Origin of the sequence: Bacteroides faecium (assembly GCF_012113595.1) — a bacterium.
Lineage (GTDB): Bacteria > Bacteroidota > Bacteroidia > Bacteroidales > Bacteroidaceae > Bacteroides > Bacteroides faecium.
Genome location: NZ_CP050831.1, coordinates 1,954,419 through 1,975,062, shown reverse-complemented (window position 1 = coordinate 1,975,062; position 20,644 = coordinate 1,954,419). Strand labels below are relative to the sequence as shown.

The following is a 20,644-nucleotide window of genomic DNA, read 5'->3' as shown; positions in this document are numbered from 1 at the left end:
AATTCGTTTAGTGATTAGTTAAACATATATTAAAAAGACTGATTTATTGCCACAAATTAAGTTCTAGCGCTTGCTTTGTTTCCACATCTATGCTTGGAAAAAAAGTAAATCCTGTCAACTTTTCCAACTCGCTAACTGAAATAGCATTCTTCATATAATCTGTATAAGAAAAGTCCTCATTATTTAATTTGAAAGCAATAGTATGAAACTTATTATTAATTTTTCTAGCGAGAGCTTTAAAATAATACTCCGGAATAGCCATTCCTTTCAAGTACTTTATATTATTTTGAGGTGGCATTGCACCAGTAACGACAAAAACAGTATCCGTCCCACTTCTCCAACCACGTACTTTGTCTTCTAATAGTCTCCAAATGGACTGATTCATTTTTGTTCCCGTCTGAGGAGTCATATTAGCATAGTAAAAAGTTGTCTCGTTGGTCGGTTTATTACATGTCCTATCTCCACTAGGTATTTGATGCCCACGATCATATCCACTTCCAAATCCGCTACTCAAATTAGCTTGATCCGCATAAGGAATTATTGTGCTAGGAGCATAGTTCCAAGCATCAGTTCTTCCTGAGTTTCCTGTACACTTGGGAAATAGGGGATATGCTACCCAATAAGCAAACTTCAGATCCTTATCATACAACATACTATAATTTCTCAATATTATACTATTATTAGAATCAGGCTCATACATTTTATTCTCATCAGGCATATAAAAAGTAGCATATATAAGGCGGTTATTAGCTAACTGTTCTTTTGTAATAACCGGTGTTTCTCTCCATTTAGCATATTTTGTAGCCTCCGGGTCAGTTACAGTTCCACCTCCTTTTACATTGCAAGTAGTTGTATAAGAGTTTCCTCCAATAATTGATTTTACATTATCAAGCGTTACTGTGCTTTTCTTTTCACCTAAAGTCAATGATATTTTCATGCCGGTATCCAGTGATTGCGGTATTAATATCGCCTCCGCTATTGCTCCAGTATTCGTTTTCCGAACACGCATGTTCACATTTCCCGCAGATTGCTCTTCCGTGGTTAAAGTTCCGTCAACTAAATTAAATTTTGCACTAGTCTTAACATTAAGGATAGAGACAACAAGACCATCTAACGATGTCCCATCAGTTACTTGCAAAGTAAGTACTATTCGCGAAAGTATATGCCTGAATTGCAGGTTTCCTACCACAGACGCCTGTTCACGTCCCACCAAATTATCAGCATATAACAAATCAATATCCTCTTGATTCTTTTGCTCCGTGACATCAACGGGATAAATAAAATTATTGATTGTTTCTTGATAAGGATAATATCCTATAAAATCAACTTTAGTACCATCATCCGGAAAAGAAAGATAGGTTGATACAGGCAAGAAATTACCATCACCATTCTCTGTGAAGTATTCCACGTTATCACCTTCACCAACAATGGAACCAGCACTAAGCTCAGAACCATTTTTTTTCATATAAACACCTATAGCGTCACTTGGAGTCCATGAAGCTCCGGCCGCTCTTGTGTACGTACCTTCAACCACCGAGGTGAAACGTACAAACTGCTGTTTCCCACTCCCTGTTTCTTGCTGCGCTTCCCTATTGCAAGAACCTAAAGCCAATAGTAACACTATGGCATACAACACATGTCTTTTTCCCATCTGTCTCAATTTAAGTCATCTATTAGAGCGGGCAAAATAAAGAAGAGTAGATTACATTCCCATTACAAGAACAATACAAGAATAATAATATACAATTCACACTTTCCCCCTCTAAACACTTTAGTTCACTTTTGTTCGTTTAGAATAACAAATATAAATACAAATATTTAGAAAAGCAATCGAATCCCAAAAAGATTTAATAGAGAGTTGCGAACACTAAAAGTCAAGCTGATGTTAAATTTATGAAATATATAGTTATATATCATACTAATATTCGCTAATACTAAACAAAAAGACAGTTGGTTATTGATACTCATATTCTTTTGAAAGACAAAAAAAAGATAAGTATCAATAACCAACTGTTATTCTTGATTACTAAATGGAAGGAAACTATCCAATTATTTCCATATAAAAACTATTTCTACAATGCAATATTTGAAAACCTTCGCAAATCAATGCAAAGCTTTAATATATTGCTATTTAGAACCGATAAGAAGTCCCCACCGAAAATGCAGCATGCACAGGAGTAAGATCACCGCCTGCCAAAATGTTCTTAGTGTACATACGTATACGGGGTTCTGCAAATACTCCGAACCCTTTAACCAGTTTATAATAAAAATGCAAGCCGCCTTCCAAACCAAAGGTTGTCTTATTAGGCTCTGAGCCAAAAGCCAAAACCGGACCTGCCAAAATCTCTACTCCAAATTTGCGTTCAGGATTATAACCACCCATGAAATGAGTGATGTCAAAGAGGTAATCGGCCGATACACTTATCAATTTACGAGCATCTGCACCATTCCTACCCGGCAAGGCTGTATAATCCAAACCGACCCGCGCTCCGGAACATGGAAAGAACTGACGTCCACCCGATACACCTATCAAAACTCCAAGCCCCGCACCTGAATCATACTTCACACGATGAACAGGCATATTGGCACCTACATTCCATGAAGCAAAATAATAAGGTTCGAATTCTTTTCTAAGAGCTGCCAGCTCCTTTAATGTTCTGCCCCCGGCACGACGGAATTCCAGTCCTATCTGAACGCTCATTACATTATCCGCTACCGATGTACGCGGACCGATATAATTATCTTCCACATGTATGTCTCTATAAGAATAAGGTACACGAGAGAAGCGAGGTTCGATAAACAACGCCATAGCATCAGATACGTAATATTTGCATTGTAAGCCGGCTGTTATACCTGCATATGCAGCTCCCGCCGCACTAACTCTAATCTTCTCGCTCTGTCTCCGGACTTTTCCCAATTCCAAACCAAGCATCGGGACAATCCCCCATCGCCGCTCTTTATCATACTTCCAGAAAGAAAGAATATCAAACATACTCTCCACCCGTATTCCACCTTGCATCGTACGCTTGTCGGAAAGGGTTCCATATTCACTCGTAGCCTGTCTCCAGCTGCTGATTCCGGCAAAACCAGAGAAACGCAGTCCCCAGAAAGGCAACAGCCACTTACCGACTGATATACTCATTGTCGGACCTGCCGAGGCTAAAGCATCCATAGAACGACTTGAGCCGACCAAAGACTGGAAGCCGACTCCTCCACTAATAAATGTATTTCCCCAGATTGTGCCATCCCCGAAGCCGCTCTCTGTCAAACTCTTACGATAGGAAGGATTGAACCGATAAGAGGTTCCTAAAGCAAAAGAAAGTTGCAAAGGAGTTCCCTTCCCCCCTGGGGTATTCATATAGCGTTTCGTATAAACCCGTAATTTAGGCTCGGCAAAAACATCAAACTGTCCACCCAATCTCCAATAAGGCCGTACACCACCTTCTAGACCCACATAAGTTTTTCCCGGATCAAAACAACGGGTCACAACTGGTCCCCCAAACACTTCCGTACCAAATTTACGCTCAGGGTCGTAGCCTATCACCCAATTGGATATATCAAACATATAATCCAACGAAAGACTCATAAAAGTATAACGGTCTATTTTATTATCTGATGAACGGGTAGCCGCATTATTAAAATCAAGTCCTAAGCGAACTCCCGATAGCGAACTAAGTTGACGTCCTACCGCAGCTCCGATTATAAATCCCGGACGTCGTGAAGTCGGTCGGTTCAATTGTTGCGGCATTGTCATGCCGACAGCATAAGAAGTATAGTAATAAGGCGTAAAATCACCTCTCAACTTTGCCAATTGTTGCCACTGCGGACGAGTAGGACGACGTAATTCGACACCTACACTAACATTCATCAATTTATCCATGAAAGAATACTCATTCACCTTTCCGGAAATTGTTTTCTCCGTAAATGTATAAGGTACAAATGACATGCGAGGTTCTACAAAGAAAGCGAGATTCTCCGTCGGATAGTACTTGAATTGAATTCCGCCGGTCATTCCGGTGTACGATTTGGATACAAGTTCGCGTTCATCCTGCTTCTTCATCATTCCAAGTTCAACACCAAACATCGGGACAATTCCCCATTTCATCGAACGCACATCTTTCTTGAAAAAGGCGAAAGGATTAAGCATTACTTCAGCACGTCCACCTGCATACATGGTCATTCTGTCGATTCCCAACTTTTGATTTGCTTTCCACACATCATACGACCCGAATGCAGATAAACGAAAACCAAATAAATCAAGAAACCACTTACCTGCCGCCACACTAAAGATAGGACCTGTAGAGCCTAACAGTCCTTGCTCTCTAGCCAATGAGGAATTCTGTGCCTGCAAGCCCATTCCCGCACTGATAAATGTATTATCCAGAAAGTTTTCATCCCCGGCTTCCGTACTTCCACGCGGGGTAAAAGTTCCTAAGCGATAATTCATACCCACCCGGGCGTTGAAACCAATATCATAGCCATGCGAGTTATTGTTTCCGGAAATATCAATTCCATCTGTATAAAAAGAAATTCCCGGTTCCATAAACACATCCAGACGGGTTCCGGTAGATATTTTCATTTGCAGTCCCAGATGAAAATCAATTGCCTTCTGCTTCTCTCCCGCCAATGAAGCGAGATGGACTCCAAGTCCCTCTACCGTAGAGAGTTCTAGCATACGATAAGGATTATAGCCGCCAAGAGCAGTACTCAGATTGAATATATGATCTACACCAAACGTATAGTTAGTCCATTTTTCATTATCACTCTGCCGATTGGCGGACTGCCAGCTTCCAAGCAGCCGTACCCCATTTTTAGGAGAAAAGAATTTCGATACGGACAATCCGATTTCCGGCCCACCGGAAAGATTCATCCCTCCTTGAGGAATAATACGATTATATCCTCCCCAGAAACTGACAAAGAAGTTATCCAGGAATTTCTTATTAACAAACTCCCGGCCTTGAGGCTGATAACGTTTCTGCATCGAATAGCTCAAAGCATTGTATTTCACACGGTAGGCTGTATCAGCCTGACTTCTTCGTTGCATAGCGGAGTCCTGAGCAGCAGCGGCATCTCGCATTTTTGCAATGGAATCCTGTTGCTGGGCCATTACACCTCCGGCAAGCATTCCACAACAAACATACGTCAATATATATCTTTTCATCACCATTATTTATCAAATTAAGCTACTCATTTCCTCCTGTAGCCATTTCGTCTTCATAACCCATTTTGGCATATTTGAAACAGTCTTCACTAATATCCCCGTCCCATTCGGCTATCGAGATATAGCTGCTGTCTTTTTTGAAACAATTCGTCAGTGCCTCTTCTGCCTGCATGGCAAAAAAATCACCTTTCCGGCAATAAAGGACTGCTTTCAGATAGAGTGTTTTCGGATCGTCCGCAGGTAAATCTTCCAATGCTTTCTCCGCCTTTTCATTCCATGCATGTGTTTTCATCGCCAGACACATCACTACATTATTGATAGGCGAACTGTTTCTGACCAGTTCGAATGTTTCGAGACGCCGGGCTATTTCCGCATCATTCAATCCGCTGGTTACCTTATAATATCCGCCCAAGCAGAAAGCAAATGCTTTTATCTTTTTGTTCTTTTCACTATCAGGCAATAACTGAGCCAAACGGCTGGCTTCGGAGAAGTCTCCCTTTTTAAGATACATAGCTAATTGATTGGCTACTATTTCTTCCACATTATCTACACCTATCACTCGTCCGTCAAAAGTACGTTCTACGTTGCAGCCTCTCACAGAAAAGTCGACCAGTGGTCTTAGGACTTCCGTATCGACCGTATCACGTTTCAAATAAGATACTGCCAGATTGTTCGCAGCCAACACCCACGGTTTTCCGTTAGTCAGTTCTTTAGAATAGTTGTATGCACGACGGTAAAGTTCCTCCAACTCTTTGGGGTCTTTCACCATGTTAAACAAGTGCCAATATTCATATAAGGCGAAATTCTTCTTTCCCGAACGATAATCAGAATCATTCTGATAACGATTCAATATTTCTTCTTTTGTCAGCGCACGATAAATCTCGGCTGTATATTCACATTTCATTGAACGCAACTTAGGAAGATGTGCCTTAATAATCGTATTATAATAAGGTAGTGCCGCCACTTGCCGAAACTGCAAGTCCTGGCTCTTCGGATATTTTTCGACAATCTCACGGATAGCGGCAGCTTCATCGGGCAGCGTGTCCTTTTCCAATAAATCTGCAACTTCCAACCAGGTAGCTACTCGTGAGTCATTCGGTGTATAAGTGTATAGCCGCTGCATAGTACGAGCAGGAATAACCGAATAAACCAACGAACGGGCATATGCCAGACGACGTTGGGATAAAGCCATATTAGACGCATAAGAACCTTCAGGAGATGATACACTATATAGATGGAGTTCTTTCAAAGTAGAACTTTCCCCATTCACCACTTCCAGCAGCTTCGCTTTCAATTTATCCAGTTGTATTTCATTGTTAGGATCTTCAGGATCCAATTCCGCTTTTCCCAACAAGAAACTTAGAGAAATATCTTCTACACCAGTCCGGCGTTCTACCTTCGGTTTCTCTTCATATTTTTTAGGATCCAGTTCATATTGGTCAAGCGAATATTCCAGAAAACGCAACGGACGCCTCGGACTACGTGTAGAAAGTTCCAACAGACGTTCGTAATAGGGACGTGTATAGTCCTCCATCTGCATGTGGGCTAATACCTGAAAATTGTCTTGTGCATTGGAAAGCTTGATTGTGTCGTTCCACATATAGGATGCCTTCTCTGCAGAAAGCGGCTCATTCTCAACTATAAAATTAAACAGTGAATCATGTTGTATGTCATATCCCATCCTTCTTTCTTGTGTCAGTGCATACTGAACGCCATCATACACGCGTGGCAACCGATACATTTCCACTTTCTTTCCTTTGCTGTTATTGATTACGTATGGCTGAACAATCATCCGGGCGTTATCTTTGCCAATCATCTGCGGTACGGCAACTTTCGCCCCGTTCAGGATAATCATATCACCGTACTGATCAGGTGTTTCGGGCATAGACGTGACCTCTGTACGCTGTCCTACTACCGTTACCTGACTAATCATGTGTCCCATATCTACATATGTAGTAATCTCGCGCCGGCCATTGACCGCTTCAAACACGGCAGGCGCCGTACTTACTTTGATAACCAACGATCCGGTTTCCGGCAAAGTAATCTGATAAGCTCCCGTAGCGTCGGGCACTTCATACATGGCAGAAAGGGTAAGGCTGATATTGTCCTGATTCAAAGCGGCTTCCATATCTTTTCCTTCCTGAACGGTATTGAAGTAGTAAATCTTTATATCACCAATAGAAGAGATATCAAACGGGACTGGTTTTCTTTTCTTCTCTGATGCTTCTTTGTCCAATATACGACCCATTACCAACTTGGGTGCCTGCGCATTCATCTGAATGCAAGCAGCCAAATAACAGGTCAAAAGAAAAGCTATTCTCATAGCTCTGTTTATTCTTATCAAACTTACTTTCATATCCACAATCTTACTTTCTACCTAATAATATAAGAAATAGAAACCGCTAGTTTTGCCGGAAACAGTTTATATCCATGCGCATTCGTCTTCCCCGGATTATTGATTGCATAATCCTCAAAGTTATCATTCTCAAAGTATTGTTGATGCCAGAAATGAATAGCTCCGAAACCTGCTGAGAATTCAAGATTAAAACGTTTTCCTAATGCCATCGAATACCCCATCGTTATGCCGATTCCTACTGCATCCCCTTCGTAAATATGTTTCCCCCAATGAATGTCATAACTTGCCCCCAGAGCTGATATACCGATATATTCGCGCACCATAGGACGACCATTGAACCAATAGCGATATTCCGGCTGCACTCCAATAATTTTGATGTCTGTTCCATAAGGTTTATATCCCCCATAGACACTTAAATCAACACTGGAACGTTCACCGACTACCAGTTCACATCCTAAATTGGGCACTCCTGCCAAAAGTGACAAGCCATTGGTTTTTACTGCCACTTGCTGGGCACACAAACTCTGTGCTCCTGCAAGAAGCAGAAAAACAAAGGAGAATAGATATTTTACGATTCGTGTCATGTTGTTATTGTAACTTTATATCTTTATCTATAGTGGCACTACTTTCCCATGAATTTACATTAACAGAAGATGATATAGACGCATCTTTCGGTAAAAATCTGATTTTCATATTTGTAATCTCACCCTTTCTTACAGGGATTGTATAACCAGAATACTCACTGTCGAAAATCTCATACTCCTTAGTAACTCCCGCACCACTCTTCATCACGCATGTAACTTTTTTAATCAAAGTACCAGTAGGAGAAAACATAAAACGGGCAGCGGGTTCTCCTGGCGTATTCCAGGCTATTGAACCATCTGTTACTTTATAAGTAGATGTAAACGTTTCCGTTGTAAAAGACAGATCACCATTAGTTATTGCCATCCAACCTTTCTTCCCTGAGATACAGGTCACACTAACCGACTGAACACTATAATTAGCATTGAGTACAGCCATGTTGGTTGTGAAAAACCTAAAGTCAATTCTACCCAACGCATGCTGAAACGCCAAAGTCACAGGGGTTAATCCCCATTCCGAGTACTTGACAAACTGCTCACCCGTGTAAAGATAATCAATTGTATTTGCCATATTATCTATATCCAATTGCCAGGGAACCGCCCATTGAGTTGATCCTGCAATCTCCCGATACTCAGCTTTCTCCGTATATGGATAGTAACCATACAAATACAATGCAGGATTTGCCCGCGACGGATAAGTAGCCTGGTATTCTGATTGTAATTCATCATAACCGGACACATAGGTATATTGACCATTGAACAAATATTTTTGGAAATCCGATTCATTTTTACAGTCTCGCAAATTACATGATTCACCTGTTCCACCGTCAATACCCGGTATACCAAAAACTCCGATACGAGAATTATTCTCAAAAGAGACCAAAGGACCTCGCGTCGTTGCTCTCGTTGCCTCAACTTCAACAACTATAGAAGAGAGAACGTTGGAGCTGAATTTTAATTCAGCCCCTTCGCCCGTTAAAGTACTAGATTGAGGTGTACCTTCATCATTGTCTTTGCTACACGATGCCAGCATCACCATAAGAAATGATACACCTAATATCCATTTTTTCATAAACACATTTTCTAAATGTTTAGTTTATTTCCTGAGTTATGTCATCTCCAACACCCCAAGTTCCCATCGTAGCCTCTACTTTCACGATTTGTAATCCATACGCAGTCAGAATCACATTATATTGAGTTCCAGCCTTGAAACCGTCTTTACTAGTAATTGTTACCGGACCTGTTATATCTTGTGTTATAGCCTTACCTTCTCCATCAACACCTACCAAAGTTACAGAAAGGTTATAAGTTCCGGTTTCTGACGGCATAACCAATACAGTTCCTAATGATGTTGCATCTTTTTTATCTGTACTTGTCTCCGGTATTATCAATTCATTTCCCATAGCAGTATCTCCATTATACAAAGACATATCACCAGTAAGTCCCGTAGCAGTCAGTACTCCTGCTCCATCTCCTGCAACTGCCAGTCTAACTCCTGTTGGCACATTTAACACTTTTATATTCTTAATAGCAACTGGAGTAGTCTCTCCAAATCCCGTTCCAGTCAATGCTTTAAAGTTTAATCTAGTCAGACAATGCTTGAACTGCAAATTCGGAACCGGAGCATTTTCCACCTTGCGGAAATACATTGCATTAAAACCAGAGTAGGTATTACCCAAATAAAGTGTATCCTTCCCTTCAGCCTTCCCCCACATAACATCTTCTTTTCCTGTAATTACATATGAACAAGCTATTGAAGTAGGATTTGAAGAAACTTGATTGTTAGCCGGAGACGGATAACAAGAATAAAAACTATAACTAATATTTGAACTCATCGGATAATAATACGGACCATCATTAAAGGTCACATTACCACCAGCTGCTACTGTAGCCGTTACAGGACTAGTTTGTCCAAACAAATGTGCAGCAGCAGTATTCCATGCCGCACCGGCTGCACGATCCACTCCCCAAATTGCAATCTGTTCATTATTCCAGCTATCACCTAGAGCAGCCCTAGTTTGAGACTGCACGACCTTAGCCGTAGTAGCAGTTCCAAAAACCACTTCTACATCACTCTTCTCAACCGGAGTCACAGGAGTTACATTACCTCCTTCTTTTCCATCAAAATCTTCACCATTGGAGCAACCTGCAAACATAGCAGATACTGCCATTATAAACAATAAATTCTTTTTCATAATTTTACTTTATTACTTTATTAATTACATTTCCGGATCTACTGGCAGGTCACCACCAAATATCCAATCTCCTAACTGAGCAGTAATCTTGATATCTTGTACACCATATACTGTAATAGTGATGTTATAAGAATGAGATCTTTTGAATGTAGTAGTAGCACCAGCCCCACCCGTTACCGCAGAAGCAAGCAGTTTTGTCTTCTCTAAAGGATATTCATATTCACGGCGGGCTTCCGGAATCAATTTACCACTACCGTCGTAGTACTGCATCACAGTCACTTTCATTTGATATTCTGATGCATCCGGTTCTACTAACAAAGCTTCTCCTACCAACGTACCACTTTCAGAAGCTGCATATTTTCCTAAAGTTCCTGTAAATTCATCCTTTGATTCAGGCAAACTAGGAATAGTTATACCTGTATTCAAGTCTTGCATTACTCCTGCATTTCTTTCTTTTAGAGACAAGAATGATCTATCATTGTTAGTCCAAGCAAGCGGATCAACGTCAGGAGCAGTATACGCAAAAATCAAGTTACCAGTAGTTTTCGATTCGATCTCGATTGATTTTACATACACATTTTTCGCTTCTTCTATATTTTTCAATTCCGTTTCTGTTGGACTAGCAGGATTAACAGGAGCTGGAGTAGCGACTTTAAAAACTAAACGGGTCAATTGATGTTCAAATGTCATAATCGGCTGAACTCCGTGTCGGGCCGCATATGAGCCAAACAATTTATCTGCTGCAACCACATCACTACTCGGTGCCGTTTTCGCAATCATCAAATCTTCAGCCCCTGTAATTACAAAAGGAACAGAAGCGGTTCCGTTAGCTATCGCAACATTATCAACGCTACTTGCTTCATCTGCATAATATCCAAAGAAATCATAATAATTAGAACGAGGATAATACAATGTTGCATCTTCACTACCAGTAGCGGCATCGACCCACTTAAGTGTTGTTGAATTAGGAGTAGCATCAGCCCCTTTTTGAGCTATAGCCTTTTGATATTGGCTATTAAAAACCCAGTCATTGGCATCGGTCGTAATTTGGGCTACACCATCTTCCTTACGATATCCAAAGACATACAACTCTTGACCACTCCACCCGGTGTTAAGAGTAGTTCCATCGGCACCAATAGTACCTGAACTTCTAGTAACATTTACAGATACAGAAGGAGAAACGGCAGAAATTAAAATTTTATCCGCATCAGGTTTTGAACTCTCAGAACCGCCTTCCGGTAAATCACCATTCTCACTCTGTGAACAAGATGCCAACGCTCCGGCTACCATCATTGCATAAAGAAAAAATCGTTTCATAAATCACACAATTTAAATTAATACAAATATTTAAGTTTCACATTTTTCATTCATCATCCGGAGTAAGATTAACATCGCCTCCTAATGACCATGTTCCTGCCTCCACAGTAGATTTAATATCAGACAAACTATTAACTGTCAAATAAATAGTATATACATTCCCTGCACTAAAAACATCCTTGCCTTCTTTGTTTTTCAGCTCTACATCCACCGTGTTATATGGTGTCTCATTCCAACCCTCTTTTTCTATACTCAAGCTAATTTTTGCCCAATAAGAATCAGCAGGTGCCACTAGTAGACTTGTACCACTATCACGATCATTTTTTTCATCGTCTTTGCCAAGAACGAAACGGTTATACTTTTTATCCTTATCCGTTATATCCTCTTTAGTATATCTAGGACACTCAGCCACCCGACACCATCCGTCATCTCCAATTAGGTCTCCATTCTTCTTTTTCAGTTCAAAATACAGATATTCCTGATTGTCAACATCAAAAGAGATCCCTCTTTTCGGTTTTGTTTCATCACTTGTTGCAGGGTCACTTACCGCTACAGTAAAACGCCCTTTCAATTTTGATCTTATTTCGATTTTTTTTACCATTAAATCGGGATCTAATTCGGGTATCGTTGTCCCATATTCATCGGAAGTCTCATCGGGCCTACATACCACGAACCGCAGAAGGACCAAATGATGCTCTAACTGAAATACCGGATTTAATCCATGATTGGCGGAATATGCACTAAATGCACGTTCCATAATTTTATCCCGATAGGGATTACCTTCGTATTTATCTTTCTGAACCTCAGGATTCGCCATAGCAGACATAAAGTCCCTACGACCATCTATCTTGACATCATAATAAATATGATCTTTCTCACGATGGCACTCACTCTTCCAATCATCCAAATAATAAGCAAAGAAGTTATAAGGCAGATTGGTGTTCTTCATATTATAATAGATCTTCTGAGAACTCTCATCCGGATAGAAGAGCATCAAATTGGAATCCTCTTTCTTTACCCCCACCTCTTTCCCATAATCAGAAGTCTGCGTATTCGCTCCACCGCTCCTATACCCGTCCAACAAACAATTATCTTCGTTCGCCTCACTCCAAGGTTTGGATAAATCCGTTTCCGGATCCTGATTGAAAGCATATACAAAAAATCTCACATTGTCCCAAAAAGTCGCATCATTGCCATTATTGACTTCCCCGCTACCACGGGTCAGTATCTGAAAGTCAGACATGCCTAGGCTCAATAAGATTGGGACTGGCTCCACTAAAGGCGCATCATCATCTGTCGACAATTCACCGACATACGTCTCTCCGGAACAATTAAACAACAGCATCGAACAGAATCCGATCAATAAGTTGCGCTTAATCCTCATATATATTATCTGCTCCTTTCTCATCATTCCATTATATATCTTCATAAATATCATCATCCGCAGGTATCCAACCCTCTATACCATCACCGCCCTTCTCCGGATTTTCTCCAACAATACGAAAAGGAATTCTAACTATCAGCGAGACTTCATCTTTCGTCTTTCTTCGTTCATTCACTGTCCCCGTCTCCGCCGTAATCGCTTGTTCTTTAATCTGTTTTGACAGATTCGCCTTTGCACGGAAAGGTGTCTTATTCTTATCAATAGGATATAGTACGATATTACAAACACCCGGTCCTGTAATCGTATAACTATCTACATTACCTATCAACCCAAATACATTCAAAAACGCTGTGCATGAAAGAGTGGTGACAGGCTTATTGTCTTCCACAGATTGGGTAACTTCCTTTTCAGTCACTTCAACAACCACCCTTGTCAACTCTTCAATATTCAATATGCCTGTAGATATAGACACTTCCGGCGCAATACCCGCCATCTCTAGAAATATAGCGTCAAAATCTTCTACAGTAAGCTGATTTTCATTCTCATCCGGCAGCAATTGAACCGTGAACTGAATTTTAACATGCTGAGTAAGGGAGTTAAAATTAAAGGGCTGCACATAATTCTTTCCAGCATCCAATTCTAGATAATCACGACGAGCCACCAACAATTTACGACCAGCATCCTTTACGTAACCAATGCCAGGATTTAAATCCGCCCATTTCCGGTTTCCGACCAATACCTCTTTAACTTCATCCGGTTCTACAGGTGCATGACGCATCACAATCTGCTTCACGGGCATAGCCTCATCTGCAGTAAACTTATCCAAATTAACTAATTCAACCCTATCATCCTCCCTTTGAATTTTATCTATTATCGGATTGCCATCCTTGTCTAGCATAGCCTTACCCGTCTCATCCAGTTTTTTCTTATTCTCTTCGAGTTTAGGATATCTCGGGTCAGTAAAAGCCATCATAAAGTATTCTCCACCAGGAAGTTTAATATCAGGCTGGTATTCGCCTCCCGGTTCCGTATTATCATCATCAGGTGTTTCGGTAACATTATCATCACGAGTTGCAGGCTTATTATCATCTCCGGGAGTTTCTGGGCCACTATCGCCCGGAGTAGTTTCCGGTTCTTTTTCTTCTTCACTTTTTTCAACCCAAAATTGTCCATCCTTATTCGTTTGATAAACCATATGGCGGGTATTCAAAATACGGGTTGCCACGAAATACAGACGTTCCGGTGTCTCATCATCCGACAATTCTAAACCGCTCCAATCGTATGTTACAGAAAAACCATCCACCACATGAGGATGTGTTCCCTCGTCACATAAATCCACTTTCGTACAACCGACCAGCAATAATGACGCAAATATGATCTGATATATATTAGTAGTTGCTTTCATCATTCTTCACCTCCCATATTTGTAGTTTCCGGATTATCCTCCCGACTTCCTGAAGATGGTGGAGTCACAGCCTGCGGATCAGACGACTCTGGCTCCGTAGACTGCTTCTCCTGAACAGGTTGCTGTTCATCTGGGGATTGTTCTTTTATCTCCGGTGTTTCCACACCTTCTTCTATTCTTTTATCTTTTTTCTTTTCTTTCGAACGCTTCTTTTCTTCTTTGGCAACATTCTCCAAAGAGTCTTTCATTAGCTTGGCCTGTTCTTTCTCTAGTTTTTGAACTTGTTCCAAAGAGTCCTTCATCAACTTAGCCTGCTCTTTGTCAAGCTTACGGACTTGTTCCAAAGAATCTTTCATTAATTTGTCCTGCTTCTTTAGCGAATCCTTTATTTGCGATAAAGAGTCCTTAGCCAAATCCAAAGAATCTTTCTGTAGCTTTTTCAGTTCTTTAATCTTTGTCCTGGCCTCACCAATAGAGTCACGTCGCAACTGCTTTTGTCGTTTAGCTTCCGCACGCGCATTGATTTTATCGTAATCTATCAACTTATATTTGTTCTTGACAGAAGTCGAAAAACGATAGACAAATGCCACACGCAAGTCACTAACGACCGGGAATGGAACCAAATGCCCACCCTTGCTCTTTTCAGGCAAACGGGGATAACAATTACTTTCTTCATCATGCCGATAAGCATCATATTTAGTATATACAAATCCTACACTAGCACCTAATTCCAAATCTACAAAATTGTCACGATAGCCGTATAAAGGAATACTAAACCCTCCCGATACACCAAGTCCCAAAGCAGAACCCTGCATACCACGCTTGCCGAACTTAAAATTATAGTTAGCGTAATCGGCATATACTCCCCAATAGTAGGCACGCCAATAACGGGGATGGAAACGTTTGATTGTAAACACCTCTTCTTTTAAACGCTGAAAAAAACTGGCTGAGTCCAAATGATGGAAGTTTCGCTGAGTAGTACGAAAGTAGTTCCGAAACTCCAAGCGAGTATCGAACAGATTATAAACAATACTTGGCTTGTAATTTTGAGAGGTACTCCAATTACCTTTTATGCCAAGACTCAATGTGTAATGTTTATAAGGAGAGCCGAATAGATCGAATTCGGCAGTAATATTAGGTAATAACACAAGCCAATCGACCGCATTTGTCTTAAATGCCAGCCGAGACTTGAAAGGCATGATTGAATCTTTGTTCTCTACTGCCTTTTTACGCATAGTTGGAGATTGAGCATAACACTCCACTCCAGATAAGAAAAATAAAGAAAATAAAATACAATACAGTATTTTCGTTCCATTATATTTCCCCTTTCTTACGCATTTTCCTATAAATAACACCAGCTTTCCTTGTACAAGGAAAGCATTATGTTCGCCCTCATTTCCCATAATCCGCGTTTGCGCCCTTATTTTTGTTTATTTGTCCGCATTGTTCCCTAATACAATGCTACTCTGGCTGCAAATGTATGGCAAATGCCTAAATATAACAAATAAAATCGAAGATTTAATATAAAGAAATTTAAAATACAAATCAAAACTTCTTTATTTTTGCACTATTTCCGTCCAAAAAATCATAATATAAAGAAAGAGAATAAATTAGCAAAAGAATGATATGACAATCTTTTTCTTAAAGATAAAAGAACAGTAACAAAACAAGATTGCAGCCAATCACCACTCCGAATCCTCCCAAAATCCAGGGACGGAGCTTACTTCCCTTTCCTGCAAAAAACAGTGCATAAAGCATGTTTACCAGTATATTACTGATAATAGCCTGCATACTACAAGCAGTAATAATCAGTACGGCAACACTACCCGTATTCTGCAACAGGTTTAATATAAAAGGAGTGATATCACTAAAGCCGGATACAAAAGAAAGAAGATTCAGTCCGCCTGTACCGGCATAGACCAATGTATAATGAGTCAGAATAGTAAAGACTACAAAAAGTACGGCAAAAATTAATGCCACTTTGAATTCCAACGGATTACTACTATCATCATCGTCTTCTGTAGCAGGCTGACCTTCCGGGCGTTTTTGCCGGGAATGAATAAACCATCCCACAACAGCAGCCACTACCGACATAATCAACAGATACGGATAAATGGTAAGGAAGATTTCTCTGCTAAAGATAAGTATTAGTATCATAAAACGCAGGAACATCATGCTAATAGCCAATAACATGGCAGCAACGTATTCCGTAGCTTCCTCCGCCGAAGCTTTCCGGCTCTTACGGGCGAGTACAGAGATAGTGGCCGTACTGCTGTACAATCCACCAATAATACCTGATACTAAAGTTCCGGATTCATGGAACACATACCGCTTCAACAAGTATGAAAGATAGGAGATACCGGATACCACGACTGTTGCCAGCCAGATAGAATAAGGAGTCAGATTTATATCGGGAATCAAATTCTTGTTTGGAAGCATTGGTAATATAATACCACTGATAGCCAGGAACTTCGCCAACGTAATCATTTCGTCGTTCTTCATTCGTTGGGCAAATTCGGTAAAGGTATGTTTGAGCTCAGTCAATAGAAGCACTGTTACTATTACCATAACGTAGAACCAGGAAGGCTGGGTGGCTACGATAGGAGCCATACAATAAGTAATCAAGGCAATGATAATAGTGGTAACGCCAAAGACATGGAATTGGGATTGCTTTACATAATAGTTCAACCCCAGCAGTAAACCCAGCACTGCACCGCCACCCATAAACAAACGCATGTCCGTAGGATCCAGTATATAGAGCAAATATCCCAATATACCTATAAAAGTAAAAGTACGGTCGGTTCCGAAAAGAGTAGTTTCTCCCTCACGCTTCAAGCTAATCCGACGCTGTGAGAGTCCGATTAATAAAGAAAACAAGGTCACCAGAATAAAAGTGACCAATTCCCGCGGCACATAATTGTACAACTGTTCCATATCCATATATTGCTCTTTTTAGATAAAAACAAATATACGGTTTATTTGTTAACGCTCACCACGTTTTATACGGTTTTTTCATTAACTGGGAATTGTAATAGCGTATATCTCCTGTAACCTCTTCACCAATAAAGTCAGGTTTCACAAATGCTTCATCCTCCGATTCAAGCTCTACTTCCGCCACAACAAGCCCTTCGTTCTCACCATAGAACTCGTCAACTTCGAATAGATGTTCGCCGCTACGTACCAGATAACGGGTCTTATCAATGATACCCGGTTCGCAAAGCTTCATCAACTCTTCCGCTTCAGATAAAGGAAGTTCCTTCTCCCACTCATAGCGACTGGTGCCGGAAGCATTGGAAGCGCCCTTAATAGTCAGATACCCTTTATCATCTCGAATACGAACCCGGACAGTTCTCCCGCGAGCACTGCTGATATACCCTTGTACGATACGGCTCTGCGCAAATGCAAAAGGCTTGAATTCTCCAGAAACTAAAAATTTACGTTCTATTTCTTGTGCCATGGCACAAAGATAAATTAAAAATTGAAAATTGAGAATTAAAAAATGATAGTTTAGTACCTCACACCTCATACCAGAAAACTACAATGTTTTAAATCTTCATTCTCAACTCTCAATTCTCAACTCTCAACTTATTTCAGAACCTCGTCATAAATTCAATTACGATTTTATCCTGTTCCGATTCTTTAGGTATGCCGGACTTCTTATAGAAATACTTCTCGAAGTTCAATCGCAGGTCGGCTATAAAAGCTTTAGAAAGACTTAATGTGATTCCGCCTGTCACACGATGGCGGGCATAGTCATTGATTATCAAAGCTTTAGCATCCTCATCCATTTTACCGTCACTATGGTCCGTCATCATGTCATAACGGGCAAGGAAGGAAATCTTATTGAACACCTTCTTTAACGGTAAATCATAATTAATGAAACTATTCACAGCATGTACATCTTTAAAAGCTTCATGCCCGTACATCTTATATAAGTATTCCGCTTCAATATGAAAACGATTGTTCTGATAATAAATACCGGCATCGTACATATTAATCCGCACCTCTCCCGGTTTTATCATTTGGGTGCTGAGCGTTACATTCCAATTTTTATTAGGTAATAGCTGTGCTTTCACCGAATAATTCAGTGTCTTATGCCATTCCTTCTGATTGGTCAGACCGGAACCGTTGAATAATCCACCTTCAAGAATAAAAGGAAGACCGCCTTTATTTGTATAGGCAGCAGTAAAACCGACATCACGCACATTACCCACTTGCTTGGCAATGAACGAACGGTTGGCGAAATATTGCTGATGAGGAGAACGATGGGCGTCTATCGTGAAAGGAACACGCATCTGCCCTATTGTAAAATTCAGGTCTTTCAGTGGAAAGACACGCGCATATGCATCGAGCATCTTGATAGAACCCTCGTCAGAAAGATCAATTTCAGCTTTATAAGCCACCAAAGGATGCACATTCCCCGAAACGCTGAAACGCGCATTACGTACTTCGAAACGACTTTCCTGTGTTTCCGTCTGGAATTCGTATTTCCCCCGGATTGTTCCATGAATTTCGGGCAGATAATCCTTAAATTCCATTGTTTCCATCTCCAGTTTCTTGCCATCCCCGGCATCTTCTTTGGCCTGCCCGAAGGCCGCTGTCGCTAACAGAAGTGTAACGACTGTTGTTGTGATTCTACTCATTTCAGTTGTTTGCTACTTAATTCGTGGCAAAAGTACAACTGTGAGGATACACAAAAATGACAATTTGAATACGGATGAATTACAGAAAAGTTACATTCCCGTTACATGGGTTACAGAAGCATTACAAAACAAAATTCACCACAGATTATATGATTTGCCGGAGTGTTCAACAACTGAGACGTAACCGTTTCAGTTTCTCTGCATAATCTCTATAATCTGTAGTGAATCAATCAGCCGAAAAAGGAATATGCGATCAGCATAATCAGTGCCAAAATAATTAATGAGACGAATACTATTTTGACAACTTTCTGGGCTTTCTCTTCTTCCTTCTTACTTATCGCTGTTTTTTTCTTACTCTTACCCATAATAGTTAGCTTTAAAGTTCAACGCTAACAAAGTAAGAACAATTCTTTTAACTTTCCAAAAATAACACTCGCTAATTTTGCTTTTTATGATTCCTGTGAAGAGAATTCCATCAGATAAGCTTTGATGAAGTCTTCTATTTTACCGTCCATCACTCCGTTTACATCCGAAGTCTGATAGTTGGTACGATGGTCTTTCACACGTCGGTCATCAAACACATAGCTTCGTATCTGCGAGCCCCATTCGATTTTCTTCTTGCCGGCTTCCACCTTTGCCTGTTCAGCCATGCGGTGCTGCAACTCCTTATCATATAAGATAGAGCGTAATTGGCGCATTGCATTCTCACGGTTCTTCGGTTGGTCACGGGTTTCGGTATTTTCGATCAGGATTTCTTCTTCCTCGCCGGTATAAGGGTCTTTGTACTGATAACGCAGACGAACACCGGATTCTACCTTGTTCACATTCTGCCCACCGGCACCACCACTTCGGAAGGTATCCCACGAGATATTGGCAGGCAAAATATTCACCTCAATACTGTCATCCACCAACGGAGTAACGAATACAGAGGCAAAAGAAGTCATACGTTTCCCCTGTGCATTATATGGAGAAACACGTACCAGCCGATGCACACCGTTTTCCCCTTTCAGGTAACCGTAAGCAAAATCTCCTTCGATATTGATTGTACAGGTTTTAATTCCCGCCTCGTCACCTTCCTGAAGGTTGGCAATGGTAGCCTTATAACCATTTGTCTCGGCATAGCGCAGATACATACGCATCAGCATGGAAGCCCAGTCCTGACTTTCCGTACCACCGGCACCGGAGTTGATTTTCAACACGCAAGCCATCTGGTCGGCTTCATCACGAAGCATATTTTTGAGTTCGAGTGCTTCCACAGCTTCGTAAGCTTTCGCATAAGCCGCGTCCACATCTTCCTCAGTCACCAATTCTTCCTTATAGAAATCAAATGACAGTTCGAGTTCATCTGCCAGCGTCTTGATTTCATTATAGCCGTCAATCCACTTTTGCAGGTCTTTCACCAGTTTCATTTGAGCTTCAGCTCTCTTCTGGTCGTCCCAGAATCCCGGAGCTTGTGTTCTTAATTGTTCTTCTTCGACTTGAATTTTCTTCCCGTCGACGTCAAAGATACCTCCTCAGCGCATCAGTGCGCTCTTTCACGTCTTTAAGTTGTTCAATAGTAATCATTTGATTTAGAATTTTATTATTTACAAATTTCTGATA

General features: G+C 40.8%; 14 protein-coding genes. All 14 read right to left on the bottom strand.

The window, feature by feature from the left end; all coding sequences use genetic code 11:
- Positions 1–43 precede the first annotated feature (43 nt).
- Positions 44–1,651 carry a fimbrillin family protein gene (locus BacF7301_RS06930; protein ID WP_167961461.1) on the bottom strand — a complete coding sequence of 536 codons (1,608 nt, stop codon included), beginning with the start codon at positions 1,649–1,651 and terminating at the stop codon, positions 44–46.
- Between the two features lie 480 nt (positions 1,652–2,131).
- Positions 2,132–5,161 (bottom strand): hypothetical protein, encoded by a 3,030-nt coding sequence (locus BacF7301_RS06925; protein WP_245208399.1) that lies wholly within the window; start codon positions 5,159–5,161, stop codon positions 2,132–2,134.
- 22 nt (positions 5,162–5,183) lie between these two features.
- The gene (locus BacF7301_RS06920) at positions 5,184–7,484 is read right to left on the bottom strand and encodes an OmpA family protein (RefSeq protein ID WP_245208397.1); all 2,301 of its coding nucleotides are present in this window, start codon (positions 7,482–7,484) and stop codon (positions 5,184–5,186) included.
- 50 nt (positions 7,485–7,534) lie between these two features.
- Positions 7,535–8,101, bottom strand: a complete 567-nt coding sequence (locus BacF7301_RS06915) for a DUF3575 domain-containing protein (RefSeq protein WP_167961455.1) — start codon at positions 8,099–8,101, stop codon at positions 7,535–7,537.
- A 4-nt stretch (positions 8,102–8,105) separates the two neighbouring features.
- A complete protein-coding gene (locus tag BacF7301_RS06910; RefSeq protein ID WP_167961453.1) occupies positions 8,106–9,170 on the bottom strand; it encodes a fimbrillin family protein in 1,065 nt (354 codons plus the stop codon).
- Between the two features lie 19 nt (positions 9,171–9,189).
- A complete protein-coding gene (locus BacF7301_RS06905; protein WP_167961451.1) occupies positions 9,190–10,293 on the bottom strand; it encodes a fimbrillin family protein in 1,104 nt (367 codons plus the stop codon).
- A gap of 24 nt (positions 10,294–10,317) precedes the next feature.
- Positions 10,318–11,610, bottom strand: a complete 1,293-nt coding sequence (locus BacF7301_RS06900; protein WP_167961449.1) for a fimbrillin family protein — start codon at positions 11,608–11,610, stop codon at positions 10,318–10,320.
- Between the two features lie 46 nt (positions 11,611–11,656).
- Complete coding sequence (locus BacF7301_RS06895) at positions 11,657–13,039, bottom strand: fimbrillin family protein (RefSeq protein WP_167961447.1); 1,383 nt, start codon at positions 13,037–13,039, stop codon at positions 11,657–11,659.
- Complete coding sequence (locus BacF7301_RS06890; RefSeq protein WP_167961445.1) at positions 13,026–14,399, bottom strand: hypothetical protein; 1,374 nt, start codon at positions 14,397–14,399, stop codon at positions 13,026–13,028. The genes BacF7301_RS06895 and BacF7301_RS06890 overlap by 14 nt, the downstream gene beginning before the upstream one ends.
- Positions 14,399–15,634, bottom strand: coding sequence for a DUF3575 domain-containing protein (locus tag BacF7301_RS06885; protein WP_245208395.1), 1,236 nt, complete (start codon positions 15,632–15,634; stop codon positions 14,399–14,401). Before BacF7301_RS06885 ends, BacF7301_RS06890 begins: the two co-directional genes overlap by 1 nt.
- Before the next feature lie 406 nt (positions 15,635–16,040).
- A complete protein-coding gene (locus BacF7301_RS06880) occupies positions 16,041–17,333 on the bottom strand; it encodes an MgtC/SapB family protein (RefSeq protein WP_167967134.1) in 1,293 nt (430 codons plus the stop codon).
- 55 nt (positions 17,334–17,388) lie between these two features.
- Complete coding sequence (locus BacF7301_RS06875; RefSeq protein WP_167961441.1) at positions 17,389–17,856, bottom strand: CYTH domain-containing protein; 468 nt, start codon at positions 17,854–17,856, stop codon at positions 17,389–17,391.
- A gap of 133 nt (positions 17,857–17,989) precedes the next feature.
- Positions 17,990–19,042, bottom strand: coding sequence for a porin (locus BacF7301_RS06870; RefSeq protein WP_167961439.1), 1,053 nt, complete (start codon positions 19,040–19,042; stop codon positions 17,990–17,992).
- A 449-nt stretch (positions 19,043–19,491) separates the two neighbouring features.
- Positions 19,492–20,608 (bottom strand): peptide chain release factor 2 gene (gene prfB / locus BacF7301_RS06865; RefSeq protein WP_167961437.1). Its coding sequence is split into 2 segments (ribosomal slippage): positions 19,492–20,544 and positions 20,546–20,608, totalling 1,116 coding nucleotides; the frame shifts between segments, so codons are not numbered across the junction.
- Positions 20,609–20,644 lie beyond the last annotated feature (36 nt).